Origin of the sequence: Pseudomonas sp. NPDC089569 (assembly GCF_050280625.1) — a bacterium.
Lineage (GTDB): Bacteria > Pseudomonadota > Gammaproteobacteria > Pseudomonadales > Pseudomonadaceae > Aquipseudomonas.
In genome coordinates, this window is record NZ_JBNNVQ010000046.1 from 1 (window position 1) to 16,149 (window position 16,149).

General features: G+C 48.4%; 12 protein-coding genes. 11 read left to right on the plus strand and 1 reads right to left on the minus strand.

The annotated features are described in order from the left end of the window. Positions 1-384 (plus strand): ABC transporter ATP-binding protein (locus ACQKP2_RS18355; protein WP_427578427.1); only part of this gene is annotated, 384 nt, incomplete at its 5' end. A 1,396-nt stretch (positions 385-1,780) separates the two neighbouring features. Here ACQKP2_RS18355 and ACQKP2_RS18360 read toward each other — a convergent pair. Continuing rightward, on the minus strand, positions 1,781-2,251 hold the full coding sequence (locus ACQKP2_RS18360) for an Lrp/AsnC family transcriptional regulator (RefSeq protein ID WP_427578429.1): 471 nt from the start codon (positions 2,249-2,251) through the stop codon (positions 1,781-1,783). A gap of 151 nt (positions 2,252-2,402) precedes the next feature. Here ACQKP2_RS18360 and ACQKP2_RS18365 point away from each other — a divergent pair, with 151 nt between their 5' ends. From ACQKP2_RS18365 to rarD, 10 genes are all read left to right on the plus strand, one after another. Beyond that, the gene (locus tag ACQKP2_RS18365) at positions 2,403-3,797 is read left to right on the plus strand and encodes an amino acid permease (RefSeq protein ID WP_427578431.1); all 1,395 of its coding nucleotides are present in this window, start codon (positions 2,403-2,405) and stop codon (positions 3,795-3,797) included. 16 nt (positions 3,798-3,813) lie between these two features. Continuing rightward, positions 3,814-5,025, plus strand: coding sequence for an aromatic amino acid transaminase (locus ACQKP2_RS18370; protein WP_427578432.1), 1,212 nt, complete (start codon positions 3,814-3,816; stop codon positions 5,023-5,025). Positions 5,026-5,048: 23 nt separating this feature from the next. Beyond that, positions 5,049-5,792, plus strand: a complete 744-nt coding sequence (locus ACQKP2_RS18375) for an HpcH/HpaI aldolase family protein (RefSeq protein ID WP_427578434.1) — start codon at positions 5,049-5,051, stop codon at positions 5,790-5,792. Between the two features lie 185 nt (positions 5,793-5,977). Beyond that, the gene (locus ACQKP2_RS18380; protein WP_427578435.1) at positions 5,978-7,471 is read left to right on the plus strand and encodes an aldehyde dehydrogenase family protein; all 1,494 of its coding nucleotides are present in this window, start codon (positions 5,978-5,980) and stop codon (positions 7,469-7,471) included. Between the two features lie 539 nt (positions 7,472-8,010). Next, complete coding sequence (locus ACQKP2_RS18385; protein WP_427578436.1) at positions 8,011-9,087, plus strand: threonine aldolase family protein; 1,077 nt, start codon at positions 8,011-8,013, stop codon at positions 9,085-9,087. 637 nt (positions 9,088-9,724) lie between these two features. Next, the gene (locus ACQKP2_RS18390; protein WP_427578437.1) at positions 9,725-10,846 is read left to right on the plus strand and encodes a branched-chain amino acid ABC transporter substrate-binding protein; all 1,122 of its coding nucleotides are present in this window, start codon (positions 9,725-9,727) and stop codon (positions 10,844-10,846) included. 448 nt (positions 10,847-11,294) lie between these two features. Next, positions 11,295-12,995, plus strand: a complete 1,701-nt coding sequence (locus tag ACQKP2_RS18395) for an AMP-binding protein (RefSeq protein WP_427578438.1) — start codon at positions 11,295-11,297, stop codon at positions 12,993-12,995. A 231-nt stretch (positions 12,996-13,226) separates the two neighbouring features. Next, a complete protein-coding gene (locus tag ACQKP2_RS18400; protein WP_427578439.1) occupies positions 13,227-14,201 on the plus strand; it encodes a quinone oxidoreductase family protein in 975 nt (324 codons plus the stop codon). Then, a complete protein-coding gene (locus ACQKP2_RS18405) occupies positions 14,198-15,124 on the plus strand; it encodes a LysR substrate-binding domain-containing protein (protein ID WP_427578440.1) in 927 nt (308 codons plus the stop codon). Before ACQKP2_RS18400 ends, ACQKP2_RS18405 begins: the two co-directional genes overlap by 4 nt. Before the next feature lie 41 nt (positions 15,125-15,165). Further along, positions 15,166-16,098, plus strand: coding sequence for an EamA family transporter RarD (gene rarD / locus ACQKP2_RS18410; protein ID WP_427578441.1), 933 nt, complete (start codon positions 15,166-15,168; stop codon positions 16,096-16,098). Positions 16,099-16,149 lie beyond the last annotated feature (51 nt).

Here is a 16,149-nt window from a genome sequence, read left to right on the forward strand (position 1 = left end):
TGCGACTATCAGGAACAGATGGACAAGGTTCTTGGACTTTTCCCTCGGCTGAAAGAGCGCTTCAACCAACGCGGTGGCACCATGTCCGGCGGCGAGCAGCAAATGCTTGCCATTGGCCGTGCGCTGATGAGCAAGCCCAAGCTGTTGCTGCTCGACGAGCCGTCGTTGGGCCTGGCACCGATCATCATCCAGCAGATCTTCGACATCATCGAACAGCTGCGCACGGACGGTGTGACCGTGTTCCTGGTCGAGCAAAACGCCAACCAGGCGCTGAAAATCGCCGACCGTGCGTATGTGCTGGAAAACGGCCGGGTGGTGATGCAAGGCACCGGTGAAGCCCTGCTGACCGACCCGAAAGTGCGCGATGCTTATCTTGGTGGATAAGCATCGATTTTGAAATGCTCGCATAGTCCGTGTTCAAAAGATTGAGCCTTTGATACTGGGCTCATTCTTTAAGAACTAAAACACGACCATCATATGTGCGCTGGATAAGTTAATAGTAAATTTCACGTCGCGTTATCTTTTTAGGGGAATAATCAATGCCCTCAATAATCAATAGTCTATCCTCGGGCGTGCTTCGAATCGCTTCACTGATCGTAAGTGCTGGCAGCTATATGTGCGGACTAGTCAATAGAGTGGATCGAAGACTCTTGGAGTTGCCGCAGCTTGGGCATATTCCTGTAACTTTAAGAGTCGTTTGGTTGGCTTGGTTGAAGCTAATTGTCGTCGGATTTATAGCAAGCTTCTCCGTCAATGTGGCTCTGGTGGTTTTGGGGGTGTTGTTGATCTCGGTAGTGCTAGCTCGGACAATAAAAGAATCACCAGTTTGAATTTTATGGTTGAAGGGGAAGTGGAATTATCAACGTGTTGAGAACGTGACAGATCTTTATCCGCGCTTGCGCCATAGGAAAAAACAAATCGCCGTTGAAAATAGCGCAAATGGGAATCCTGCGAGCAGGGATATTTTAGACGAGACGACGCTGCCTGCCAGGAGCCCGGTGATGATCGAAATAATTAAGTAGAAAATGTCGCTAGCTCTCTGGTTTGGCCGGATTATAGAGTTTGTTGGTTTGGTCATATTTGTGCCTCTCTGATTTTATTCTATGATGGATTGTCGGATTGGGTTTTGAAAGGGGTTGTTAATCTATAGCGGCTGGTGATTTGTGTGCTCTGTTTAAGGCTGTATGATTTTGTCCGGTGTCAATGGCGGCGCGTCATAAACTATTGGTCTAAAGCATTGCAACGAATAAGCATAAAAGACCGAAACAAGGATGGCTTGTAAAAAATTGAACGGAAGGACAATGTGCGCCTCCCAAGTGTTTTGCGACTGTCCTGAGTGGGCATGAGTTGTTCATTCAGTTCACTATTCCAGTGACTGTACGAACACGTCGTCTACCTTGACGAGCAGATCAAGGTGGTGGAAAAAGAGCTAGCAGGTCAATTGGCGAAGATGATCTGGGCAGTTGGTTACTGAGACTAGTAGTCTAGCGACCCGATCGCCACGGCCTGGTACCCATTCTGTACAGGCGGCAGGGCAAACTTGTTGGACGTCAACAGGTGCAGTGACAAAAAGTCATGTGCCTGAATTTATCCGCAGCGTCTGGACTATCAACATCGTCTTTTGGCCGGCTTGGTATATGCGTTGGTTGAGCGACGACACTGGAACGTTTTGACCTGTGTTCCGGCCAATAGAGAGGCTGCCAATTCGAAAGCTGCCGGAGCTCATCATGTTGGCTTTGGTGTTGCTGATTTTTTACGTACGTCAGCAAATGCCTCTCTTTCAAGGTAGTGGCACATCTGCAATTCTGCCTTTGATTTCCTTAAGTGAAATATGGCTGTGTAATCGACTCACGCCGGGTAAGCCATGAAGCTTGCCGTGCAAAATTTCTGTGTAGCATTCGATGTCTTTTGCGACAACGACGAGAATGTAGTCTTCAGTTCCGGATAAACAATGGAACATTACAACTTCTGGTATTTTGATTACGGCGGCTTCGAAGTTTTTTACTTTGTCAGTAGATTGGTAGTCTAGTGTGATCATTACGAATGCCAGAAAACCTAGATCCACTTTTTTTCTGTTTATTTCAGCGTGGTAACCGCCAATGACCCCTAGCGTCTCTAGTTTATTAACTCGTCGCCAACAGGGTGATTGGGAAAGATTAACTCTAGGTGCCAATTCTGACGTCGTAAGACGGCCTTCCTTTTGCAGTTCTCTCAGCACCGCGTAATCAATCGAGTCTAGCTCTTCACGCATGGGTTATTCCTTTTGTCCTATCGAAACGGTGAGTTTATGCATGTTTCGCAAATTTGATGGATGGCTCTACCTTTTGCCGTTGACACGATTATAGACTTCAGTCCGCGTTACCTGCAATTGCACTAATAATAACCACAAAAGGTTGTCTAATATGACGAGTAATAGCATCGAATCCCAAGAGGGCGGTTTGCACCGGAGTTTATCGGGTAGTCAAATCAGCATGATAGCCATTGGAGGGGCGATTGGGACGGGCTTATTTCTAGGGAGCGGTTACGCTACAAACTTGGCAGGGCCAGCAGTCCTTTTGAGTTTTGCGATCGGGGCAGTGATATCGATGATGCTCATTGCTTGTCTCGCGGAAATGACGGTGCTTCATCCGATGGCAGGGTCGTTTGGCGTATGCGCCGAAAAGTACATCGGCCCATGGGCAGGATTTTTAGTTCGTTATACTTACTGGGCCGGCCTGGTATTAGGTATTGGGCTAGAGATAAGTGCAGTCGATATGTTTGCTCGTTATTGGTTCGTGAATCTGCAGCCTGGAATAGCAGGTGCAGTGCTCGGCATAATGTTAATTGGGTTAAACGGAATCAACGTTAAAGCCTTTGGCTCGATTGAATACCTATTTTCATCAATAAAGGTAGCTGCAATCCTCGCCTTCATTGGTATCGCTGGCTATATAATTTTTTTCAGGGATGTTCCGGGTGTTGGGTTTAGTAATTATGTTTCCGATGGAGGTTTTTTTTCCAAGGGAATCGCTGGTGTTTGGAATGCCACATTAGTTGCAGTGTTTAGCTATACAAGCATTGAGATGGTTGCGATCGCTGCAGGGGAAGCAAAAGATCCCCACCGTGCCATTGCGTCAGCGTTCAAAGGAACCATTATAAGGTTAGTGCTTTTTTATCTCGTCTCAATTGCGTTGATGCTCGCGATTGTGCCATGGCAAAAGGCAGGGGTCGATGGAAGTCCTTTCGTTAAGGTGATGGAAATCATCGGCATTCCAGGTACTGCAACCGTTCTAAATTTCATTCTGCTGATCGCGGCACTTTCAGCGATGAATAGTGAAATTTATATCACCAGCCGTATCATGTTCAGCCTTTCACGAAGCGGCTATGCGCCCAAAAAATTCAGTGTTGTGAACGAGCGGGGAGTTCCAGTTCTCTCGCTGATCGTATCAAGTGTGGGTGCAATTATCGGCATTGCTACCACGGCCCTCTGGCCGGAACATGCATTCATTTGGATGATGGCATTAGTGATGTTTGCCTTCATGTTTGTTTGGTCGATGATTTTCATTACTCATATTTTCTTTAGAAAAGAGATCGCTCGAAAAGGTATTAAATTGCCTTTTAAAGTTAAAGGTTATCCGTATTTTAACTTGCTTGGGTTGGGGCTGATGCTTGCATTGATGATCAGTACTGCGTTTTTTAAAGACTTTGAGCCAACGTTAACGTACGGCGTGCCATTTATCGCATTCCTGAGCCTTGTCTACTTCTTCAAATATCGGAAAAAAGCAGCCTCCACTAACGGTGTTGTCGAATCATCGCTTTAAAGATAGGGGATTTAAGATGTTTTCTAACGTTAAGCCATATGCAGGCGATCCAATCTATACGCTTTTTGAGAACTTTCAGAAAGACGTTAGACAAAATAAAGTTAGCCTGAGTGTCGGCGTGTACTGCGATGAAGATGGCAATATTCCGTATATGGAAGCAGTTCGTGTTGCTGAAAGCCGAATTTCTCAAAATTTTGGTAGTCGCTCTTACCTGCCGATGGAAGGCATGGGTGTTTATCGGTCGATGGTTCAAGGTTTTCTGTTTGGTGACGGAAGTGAGGCCAATCAGAGCGAGCGGATTTCAACTATCCAGACAGTCGGCGCGACGGGGGCTCTACGTATCGGCGCTGACTTCTTAAGTCATAGCCTGAATTGTCGTGATGTTTGGGTGAGCGATTATACCTGGGAAACTCATTGCGATATTTTTGCGGCAGCAGGATATAGGGTGCATCGATATCCATTTTATGATTTCGCTACTGGCGGGGTAAAATTCGATGCTATGTACGGACTGTTGTCCTCTCTAAGTAAAGATAGCGTAGTGGTGCTTCATGCTTCTGCACATAACCCAACAGGTGCAGAACTTAGCGAAGGGCAGTGGAGGGAGTTAAGCAAGCTTGCAAAAGAAAAAGGGCTGATATTCTTTTTGGACATGGCCTATCAAGGATTCTCCAAGTCAGTGGAGGAAGACGCAATAGCCATCCGAACGTTGATTGACTTCGAAGTTGGTTTCTTGCTGGCGAACTCATTTTCCAAAAATTTTTCAATGTATGGTGAGCGCGTCGGCAGTTTAAGCGTGGTGTGTCCGAACTCCTTGCAAGCGGAAAAGGTAACAGGCCAGCTTAAAGCGACGGTTCGACAGAGCTATTCCAGTCCGCCTACGCATGGTGCGCGTGTGATCTCTAGTATATTGGGCGATGGGGTTTTGAAAGAACTATGGCTCACAGAGTTGGATTCGATGAAAAATCGAATTCAATCTATGAGATACAGTCTTTATGAACGTCTGTTGCCATATGCTGATCCTGATCAGATTAAATATCTTCTCCGGCAGAGTGGGATGTTTAGTTTTACAGGCTTGTCTACCCAGCAAATCGACTGGCTTAAAAATGAGCGCGGTATCTATTTGGTAGGCTCTGGTCGAATTTGCATAGCTGGCTTAACGACTAAAAATATAGATTATGTTGCGGAATCTTTGGGACACATCCTATCCCACAATTCCAAAAAAAATTGATCATTGATAAGGTTGAATTTGTGATGACTACAAACAATGAAAATCTCAAAGCCAAACTTAATGCCCGCAGACCTGTCACAGGCACTTTCGTTTCTATACCACATGCTGCGGCAATAGAAGCGTGTGCCAATAGCGAGATGGACTTCATTTGCATTGATGCCGAGCACGCGTCAATCGGCAGAGAGACCATGGAGAATATGATTCGCGCAGGGGAACGAGAAAATACAGTATTAGTACGGATTCCTGATGCCAAATCTGGGTGGGTTGGATGGGCATTGGATGCTGGTGCCGAAGGAGTTGTGGTGCCACGTATAGAAAGTGCTGCCGAAGCCGAAGCGGTAGTGCGCGCCGCTTACTATTCACCTCGTGGGGCACGTGGTGTAGGAATTTGTAGGGGGTCGAGTTATGGCGAGTCACTTCTTACCGATACCCAAGTCGCGCATCAACGAACCTGTGTGATTGTTCAAATCGAGACGCTGGCAGGAGTCAATAATGCGGTAGAGATTGCAAATACTCCAGGTATTGACGCGATATTTGTCGGGCCATTTGACCTTGCGTTAAGTCTACAAGAGGCATCGACTGATGATCGACTTGAGCTCGAAGAGGCCATTGATATTATCAAGCAAGCCTGTGAGTCCTCGGGTAGGTGTATGGGTATATTTTGCCTAAATTCAGAGGCGGCAGTTAAGCGTCAAGATTTTCCTATGAAAATTATCGGCGCTGATCTTCTTTTTATTCAACAAGGTCTCTCGATGATCGCTAAGTAGCGAGTTGCCTGAGGGCATTGTCAGATACGTCGATATGCCCTTGGAATGTATAATTTCTTCAGTGTTGTGAGCTCTGCTGCACCTGGCCGCCGATTTCAATAGTTTTGGAGTCGGGCATGTGCACGGCTATAACGTGTAGTTTATATATTTTAATATTCGCATTTGGCAACTGAAGGTGCTCAAAAATGAACTTCGATTTTCCAATTTTACCTTCTACTCGCGCATTCATTAGTCGTAAACTTAGAATGCGCATCGGCACTGACTGGACGGACGCTACCAGTGGGCGAACTATAAATTTCAGAAACCCAGCCACCGGCGAGATTCTGGGCGAAGTACCGGCGGCTGACGCCTTCGATGTAGATCGTGCGGTTCAGGTTGCACGAAGGGCGTTCGACGACTCAGCGTGGTCGCGTATGCGACCACGCGAACGACAAAACCTTCTTCTGCGACTTGCCGACCTGATGCAGCGTGACAGACGAGAACTTGCAGAACTGGAGTGTCTCAACAATGGCAAGAGCGCGAATGTCGCTGAAGCAGTGGACGTTCAGCTTTCCATCGACTTTCTTCGATATATGGCCGGCTGGGCTACCAAGATAGAAGGAAGTACGATTGAACCATCTTTGCCACTGATGCCAGAAGAGTATTTCCATGCCTTCACCCGCCGGGAGGCTGTTGGTGTTGTCGGTGCTATCGTTGCTTGGAACTTCCCGTTAATGCTTGCCTGTTGGAAGCTGGGGCCAGCCTTGGCTACTGGATGCACTGTAATTCTAAAGCCAGCCGACGAAACTCCCCTCACCGCATTGAAACTCGCTGAGCTAGTTGAAGAGGCAGGCTATCCTGCTGGTGTCTTCAATGTAATTACGGGGTCAGGTCTAGAAGCTGGGGCTGCGCTGAGTCGCCACCCAGGTGTAGACAAGCTCACCTTTACTGGGTCTACGGAGGTCGGGAAGCTGATTGGTAAATCGGCTATGGATAATATGACGAGAGTTACCCTCGAACTTGGAGGGAAATCCCCGACTATCATTCTGCCGGATGCGAACCTACAGGACGCGGCAGCGGGTGCAGCGTCCGCCATTTTTTTCAACCAAGGGCAAGTTTGCTGCGCGGGCTCCCGATTATATGTACATCGCAAGCACTTTGATGAGGTCATTGCCGATATTGTAGCTATCGCCAATAAAATGAAACTTGGCAATGGTCTTGATTCTTCGGTAGAAATGGGGCCTTTGGTTTCGGCCAAGCAAAAGGAGCGAGTTTCTGGTTATATCGAACTAGGGCGCGAGTTGGGTGCCTCAGTTGCCTGCGGTGGCGAGGGATTCGGCCCAGGTTATTTTGTAAAACCGACTGTGCTGATGGACGTTAATCAAAGGCATCGTTTGGTTCAAGAAGAAATATTTGGCCCTGTTTTGGTAGCAATGCCATTTGATGATGTTGATGAAGTGGTTCGCTTGGCCAATGATAGTCCTTATGGCTTAGGGGCAAGTGTTTGGTCGAATAACTTACGCGAAGTTCATCGAATTATTCCGCAGATTAAATCTGGTTCGGTATGGGTCAATTGTCACAGTGCATTAGATCCCGCTCTTTCGTTTGGCGGTTACAAGATGTCAGGTATCGGTCGGGAGATGGGCGCTGCGGCCATTGAGCATTATACCGAGCTTAAAACGGTGTTAATGAAGTTGTAGTTTTTGATGGCGCCGGCCCGCGTTAACTGAGAGTTGAGCGCGGGCTAAACGGCGATTGAGTGTTATGTAGGTGGCGATCGATGTTTAATGAAATGGCGTTGCTTCCTTGGTTTGTGGTTTTTTTACTTTTGATTATTGTTATAGGGCAACGGCGAATGAGGTAAAAGCTTAAGGGGTTAAAAAAGTCCAAGCTTCTCTACGAGAATCTTAGAAGCTTATTAAAGCTGTATGGTGGCCAGGATCCAGTACGCTTTGGCACTCTCAAAGTCAGTAGCCTGTGATGGAAAAAAACGGTGCGAACTCTCTATCGAGTCCTAGAAGCTGGTTATTGGCCTGTGTGATGCGGTGTCGGTGTAAAATTTATCCGTAAAGAGTTTTGGTGACTATGTGAATAATCTAAAGGAGCGCATTAGCTACGGTTGACAAAAAACTGAGCATAGTCCCTGGTGATCAATTTTTTACAATGATCGCCAACTTCTATTCGTTAACATGCTTCGATGTTGAGGAGGAGGGCCTCCTTGCATCCAGGAGGGTTACCTGTGAACGAAGGTCTGAACTCGAATCTGAAGAAGCCCGCTCTTGGGTTTACTAGTGATAATATTGCGGATGTATCGCCGGAAGTAATGGATGCCATTGTCCGGTGCAATGTGGGCCAAGCAGCCCCCTACGGTAACGATGTATATACGGCTCGGATCGAAGAAAAATTCAGTGAGCTTTTCGAGCGCGAAGTCGAGGTGTTTTTGGTGCCTACCGGGACGGCCGCAAACGCTTTAAGCTTGAGCTTGTTGACCCCGCCTTGGGGAAATATTTATTGCCACGCGGACAGCCACATCAATAACGACGAATGTGGAGCTCCAGAATTTTTCACCAATGGTGCCAAGATAATCACGGTTGATGGGCCATCGGCAAAAATAGATTCCAGTCATTTACGTCAGAAAATAGGGGGGGATAAAGCAGGTAATGTACATGTTACGCAGCCTTCATGCGTAAGCATTACTCAGGCTACAGAAGTAGGTAGTATCTACACCCTGAGTGAAATCGCTGCAATCGGAGAAGTCTGTAAGTCGTCCTCCTTACGGTTGCATATGGATGGTTCTCGCTTTGCCAATGCCCTAGTTTATCTAGATTGTTCTCCAGCTGAGATGACCTGGAAGCTTGGTGTTGATGCACTTTCTTTTGGTGCTACCAAAAATGGAGTGTTAGCGGCAGAAGCCATTGTTCTGTTCGACCCTTCATTAGCTAGAGAAATGGGATTTCGGCGTAAACGTGCAGGGCATTTGTCGTCAAAAATGCGGTACATGTCAGCGCAAATGGATGCATATTTGAGCAATGATCTTTGGTTGCGCAATGCACGCCAAGCAAACACTGTGGCACAACATTTAGTTAACGGTCTTTTTCAACTTAAAGATGTAGAAGTATTGGGGGCTGTACAGTCGAATATTGTATTTTGTCGCCTGACTCCTGGCTTAATTAAAGGGCTGCTCGATGAGGGGTTTGAATTTTATCATGGGCGATGGTCGTCTGGTGTTGTTCGCTTTGTCACATCCTTTATGACATCCACGGAGGACGTAGACTATTTGTTAGGAACCATGAAGCGCCTCGGGGGCACATCATAAGTTTTGTTGCAAAAAAAACACAAGTTGAGCAAGGTATTTACCGTAAGTATGCGATGTGAAGCCAGCTCCTTAATGGTCTATAGGTTTCAAATCAAGGATTAGCTCCAGCTGCTTGGTGTTGTGGGCGAGGCGCATTAACTCTCGCAGTAGGCGGGTATTAGATTTGAAAACAGGCAATGCCAATAATTGAGCTTAATTACGAAGGGTGTTTTGGCTCTAATAAGGACTCATTGTTGCTGGAGCTACCAATTGTTAATCCAGCAACTCCTTTTTAAGGATATGCTTGGCTTAGAACTGAAATGCAGTCGGTGCGCGTTGTTAGCATGGAGGTCAGTTTAATGCTTGACATCAAATTCAAATCAGTTTCTGTCGACAAGGCGGTGCCCAAGGCGATTGCAATTCGGTTGAGTCAAACGGGCTAGAAGCTAAGCACGTGTCGGTTCAATTTTTTACAATCGTCGCGCTATAAATATCAATTATTTTGCAGAAACCTCAGGCATTCATCGTTAGATGGGTTAAGCGTCGCTTTGCTCTGTCTAAAGCTTGAGTTTGTAGTAACCCAGGTCGAATGAGAAATAAAGACTCAATCGGTATGGGCCGGCAAGGACTCGATATTCCTCACCATGAGTGGAGCACTATGAATAATATTTATAAAAAAACTCCCCAATTCCTTCTTGTCATGATGCTTGCAGGATTTGCTGGGCAGTCATTAGCAGCTGACAGTATAAAAATCGGTATTGCTGGCCCAAAAACGGGGCCTGTCGCTCAATTCGGTGAAATGCAATTCAATGGCGCAAAAATGGCGATTGAGCAAATCAACGCAAAGGGTGGAGTGCTCGGGAAGAAGCTTGAAGCTGTTGAATACGATGACGCCTGTGATCCAAAGCAAGCCGTGGCAGTTGCGAATAAGGTGGTCAACGACGGTGTTAAGTTTGTCGTTGGCCACCTGTGCTCCAGCTCTACTCAACCCGCTTCGGACATTTACGAAGATGAAGGTGTGATCATGATCACACCTTCCGCTACGAGTCCAGATATCACCAATCGCGGTTACAAAATGGTGTTCCGTACCATTGGCCTGGACAGTGCTCAAGGCCCTACCGCAGGTAATTATATTGTTGATTTCTTAAAGCCAAAAAGTGTCGCCGTTCTGCACGATAAGCAGCAATACGGAGAAGGCCTCGCGACTGCCGTGAGGAAAATTCTGGACGAGAAAGGCATTAAAGTTGCCATGTTTGAAGGTCTGAACGCGGGCGACAAAGACTTCTCGTCAATCATATCAAAGCTTAAGCAAGCCAATGTTGATGTCGTTTACTACGGCGGTTATTACCCTGAATTAGGCCTAATACTGCGCCAATCACGGGAGAAAGGGCTTAAAGCCAAGTTCATTGGGCCCGAGGGTGTGGGGAATGATGCGATTTCGTTGGTAGCCAAGGAGGCATCTGAAGGCCTTCTGGTAACAATGCCAAAAATCTACGACCGAGAGGCATCCAATTCCGCTTTGGTCGAGGCATTCAAAGCGAAGGGAGAGGATCCTAGTGGCGCTTTGGTGCTCCCTTCCTATTCCGCGATTGTGGTGATTGCCAAAGGCATCGAGTTGGCGAAAACAGAAGATCCAATCAGTGTTGCTCAAACGATCCACAACTCAACAGTGGAGTCGCCAATCGGAAACCTCAGCTTTGACGAAAAAGGCGACCTTAAAAACTTCCAGTTCCTTGTTTATCAGTGGCATTTCGACAAGCGCAGGACGGAAGTGGAGTAGGGGCTGTCTTTCAGGTTTGCAGGCAACTCAGTGAGTTTAGTTTCGCCTGGCTTTAAGTTGAGCCAGGCGAGATTTGATTTCCTGGAGTGTTTAATGCCTGATATCTATCGTCTGCTCACACGCCTGATGTCAAATTGAGCTTACGTTAAGCTCCGTAGGACGTTAGTAAATGGAGCGAAAATGCCTATGATTTTTTTGCATAACGCCTTGGTCAATTTACACGTTCTTATTCAATGATCGTCCAACTATAATCGAGCGCGCAGCACGAATTTCAATGACGATACCCTCAATAAAAATAATAGAGTACCCAATCATGAATCTTTCCTATGTTGCCGCAAGTTTTTCGCCATCCAGCACACGGCTCCTCAGACACGATCGGTAACGCATTCCTTATCAATAAATGAGCTTATAAAGCTGAGCTTATTTTTCGCGACTGATGGAGTTTTTTATGAACAAAAACCACCCATTTCTTATTGCCCGTGACTTTCTGATCACCCACCGGACAGACTATGAAACCGCCGTGCGTGGCTTTCTTTGGCCTCAGCTTAGTGAGTTCAACTGGGCGTTGGATTACTTCGACTCCATGGCCAAGGGGAACTCTGCCCCAGCCTTATCTATAGTCGAAGAAGACGGCAGTGAACAGCGATACAGTTTTCATCAGATTTCGACACGATCCAACAAGGTTGCGAACTACTTGCGAGCCCTTGGAGTTCAGCGCGGCGACCGTATTTTACTCATGTTGGGGAACGAAGTTGCATTGTGGGAGACTATGTTAGCGGCATTTAAGCTTGGCGCCGTAGTCATCCCTGCCACTGGTCTTCTCACTGCCGAAGACCTGCGAGATCGCATTGAGCGTGGCAATGTGCGGCATCTGGTGGTTGGCAGCGCCCATTTGGAGAAGTTCGCCGATTTGGGGGAAGGTTGTAACCGTATCTGTGTTGGCGCCGCTAATTTTGGTTGGACAGATTACAGTGCCGCCTACAAGCACCTTGGGCATTTTGAGAGTGAGGGTCGCACGTTGGCGACTGACCCACTGCTGCTTTACTTCACCTCTGGCACGACCTCCAAGCCGAAGATGGTACTTCATAGCCACCAAAGCTACCCGGTTGGTCACCTCAGTACAATGTACTGGATCGGCTTGCAGCCGGGCGATTTACACCTGAACATTTCTTCACCAGGTTGGGCCAAGCATGCGTGGAGCTGTCTATTTGCGCCTTGGAACGCTGGCGCTTGTATCCTCATCCATAATGTTGCCCGCTTCAGCGCCAAGAATTTGCTCGAAGTTCTGGAAAAGTACGGTGTGACTAGCTTATGCGCACCACCTACTGTTTGGCGCATGCTGATTCAGGAAGATCTGGAAGGCTACAAGGATCGACTTAACTTGCGTCAACTGGTCGGCGCTGGTGAACCACTTAACCCGGAGATCATCGAACAGATCCAGCGTGCTTGGGGACTGATGTTGCGCGACGGCTTCGGCCAGTCGGAAACCACCGCTCTAATTGGAAACACCCCTGGTCAGCCGCTCAAGCCCGGCTCCATGGGGCGCCCTCTTCCGGGTTATCGTGTGACTATGCTTGACCCTGATGGTCTTCCTGCAACTGAGGGTGAGGTCGCTTTGCCTCTGGCCACCGGCCCGCTTGGACTGATGCTTTGCTACGAAGATAGCCCGGAGAAAACAGCTGAAGTGATGCGCGGTGGGTATTACAGAACTGGCGATACAGCGCAGATCGATGCGGACGGATACATTACATTTGTTGGCCGAGCCGACGATGTGTTCAAGTCTTCCGACTACCGTATCAGCCCCTTCGAATTAGAGAGTGTTCTCATTGAGCACCCAGCAGTTATGGAAGCAGCTGTGGTACCAAGTCCAGACTCGCTACGTTTGTCCGTACCGAAGGCGTTCTTAATCCTGGCTCATGGTGAGTCAGGAAACGCCGAATTGGCTGGAAATATTTTCGCATTTGCGCGTGAGCACTTGGCGCCCTACAAGCGAGTGCGTCGAATTGAGTTCGTTTCGGAGCTGCCCAAGACTATATCTGGAAAAATTCGTAGAGTAGATCTGCGCCAAATGGAATCACAGCGTCGCCAAACAGAGATGAGAGAGCAGCAGGAGTACTTCGAAGAAGATTTTCCTTTTCTTAAGGGATGAAGGCCGGGCGTTATGCTCAGGCGCTTTTTAGATTGTTCCCGGACGTTTGAACAGACAAGTATTACCCGGATAAATTGCGTTTAAACGTGATAGTGCGCAATAGCTAGTAATCGACATTACTGCAAACTGTGCATCAATGACCTGCAGGAAACCAGACTTGTTCATGAAAAGATCAATTCTCATACTTGGCCCAGCGATTTGAAGGCAGCGTTTCACTGAAGGGGAATGACCATGGTTTCTGCAATCCAGTTTAGCCAAGTTGGCAATCCTGAAGTACTGAAAGTTGAGACACTGAGCGAGCAGTCGCCTGGATACGGCGAGGTCTGGCTTGAGCAAGTGGCCGTAGGCGTTAACTTTCTCGACGTTACCCAGCGGAAGGGGGCGGTGCCCCTTCCATTGCCATCTGGACTTGGGCTGGAAGGTGCAGGGCGCGTCGCCGCTGTTGGTGCAGGCGTCAACAACGTACGGGTAGGGGATCGCGTCGCTTATGCCACTGGCCCTATTGGTTCATATGCATCGGCACGGCTTTATCCTGCCGAACGATTGGTCAAGATTCCTGATGAGCTATCGTTTGATGACGCCGCAGCCGTCATGTTCAAAGGCATCACTGCGCAATACCTTTTGAAAGCCACCTATCCTGTAGGGGTGGGTACAACCATCCTCCTCTACGGTGTGGCTGGAGGGTTGGGTGAAATTATGGTGCAGTGGGCGAAACACTTGGGAGCTACTGTGATTGGCGTGGTTTCAAAGCCGGCGAGTGTCGAAAAAGCTCAAGCGTTGGGATGCGATGACGTTCTGGTATTCGATGCCGGTAACCTGGCGTCGGAGGTTACTCGAATCACCGGTGGCAAAAAGGTCGACGTCGTCTATGACCCAATAGGGCGTGCTTCTTTTCAGGCATCTCTGGATAGCTTGCGACCACGAGGACTGATGGTTTCTTTCGGAGCTTCATCAGGTGCGCCCTCAGCCGTTGAACTGGCGACACTTAACTCCAAAGGCTCCTTGTTCCTGACGCGCCCTTCATTGGCGGCCCATACTACGAGCACCTCTGAGTATCAGGAGCGAGCACAGGATGTTTTGGCAGCGATAGGTGCGGGTATTATCAAGCCTCGGATCTGGGCAAGCTACCCGCTGGCGGACGCAGCATTGGCGCATGCCGATCTGGAGTCGGGGCGCTCATCGGGGGCTATCATTCTAAAACCATGAATCTTGATGTTCTGAACAATCAACACAGTGATGAAATTGCTGCGTTTCTGGCCGTTGCCTCGCAAGGTTCATTTGTTGGGGCTGGCCGGTTACTGCAGCGTCACTCAACTGTCGTTTCGAAACGACTCGCTGCAATGGAAAAGCGTCTCGGCGTTCGGCTCGTGGAGCGTTCAACCCGACAGGTGCGAATCACTGAGGCAGGCGCCAAATTGGAAGAGCGTCTTCGCTCGGCCATCGAATTGTTGAATGAAGCGCAACAGCAAGCGGCAGAAGGCGCCAGTGAAATTCGAGGTACTTTGCGATTGGCATTGCCTGCCGCCATGGGAAGGCTTTGGCTTGGCCCGATGCTGCCTGAATTTCTAAAGGCTTATCCTCATGTCTCAATCCTTGCAGACTACAACGAACGGCTGGTCGATATCATTGATGAAGGTTTTGACGCTGCCATTCGGATTGGAGAGTTGGAAGATAACAGGTTGATCGCTAGGAAGCTGAGCGACCATCGTCGGATACTGTGCGCCTCGCCTGATTACATCAGACTGCACGGCATGCCCAAAACTCCGCAGGATTTGATCAAGCACAATTGCCTTCGCTTTAGCGGTCTTGCGTCTTTTCCTCAGTGGAGACTCCATCGCGACAACGTACTTCAGACGGTTTCACCTAAAGGAAACCTAACGGCCAATGACAGCGAATCATTACTTGCGGCGGCCTGCGCGGGTGCGGGAATACTGGGGGCCGGAGACTGGTTGATGAGTCGTGATATTGCTACCGGTAAGCTGCTGCATGTCCTCCCTGAGTGGGAATTGGACACCGCTGGTGGGGTTTACTTGGTAAGGCCGTCCGCCAAGTTTCCGAGTGCCGTGGTCGTCGCGTTCAAGCAATGGATAGAGTCAAAGTTTGTCCCCACACCGCCTTGGGCCATTTGACCGGCTCATCATCCATACACTCATTATTATATGGAGGCCCCTTGTTCAAAGGTGTCGTTCTTTCTATTGCATCATCCTGTCTTTTTGCCACTCTGTACTACTACGCGACTTTGCTTTCTCCATTGAATGGAGAAGAAATTTTCGGTTGGCGTATGGTGCTGATGTTGCCCTGCATAACTGTTTTTTTGATTTTCAGTGGGGAGTGGCGGCATGTGAACTCAATCTGGCAGCGCCTTAGCCGGAAACCTCAATTGCTCGTCATGCTTTGCTTGAGTAGCGCGTTGCTAGGTACGCAGCAATGGCTGTTCATGTGGGCGCCGTTGAACGGACACGGCCTCGATGTTTCTCTCGGTTATTTCCTTCTGCCACTTGTGATGCTCATGATCGGCAGGTTTTTCTACAATGACCGTCTGACATCGATGCAAAAAATTGCGGCCATTTTTGCTGCCATGGGGGCGGTAAATGAGCTTTATCAGGTCGGGCATATTTCATGGCCGACACTCTTGGTCGCCTTGGGGTTTCCTCTGTATTTCGTATTGCGGCGCAAACTCGCCACAGCGCATCTTGGCGGTCTTTGGTTTGACATTCTGCTCACACTCCCTGCTGCCGCATATTTTGCTATGGGGAACGAAACCGCGACTGACATTTTCGTCCAGGCACCGAGCCTGTATTTTTTGCTTGCGCTGTTGGCGATCATGAGCTCAGCCGCGTTCATGTCCTACACCGTTGCTGGCAAACTATTACCATTCAGCCTGTTTGGTTTATTAGGGTACGTTGAGCCGGTATTAATGGTTGTCGTGGCCTTGGCATTGGGTGAACAGATTGGGGCGGGGCAGTGGATGACATACATTCCAATCTGGACGGCAGTGGCATTGCTGGTTATCGACGGAGCTCGTTATCTCTGGCGCACGCGGCGCTTGGTGGGTAGCCAAAGCATACGAAGTGTTAAGGGGAATATACCTACAGCGGCTTGACGACTAAGACTGTCTTGAAACCAAAACTCTCTGCAGTCATGGGCATAGGGG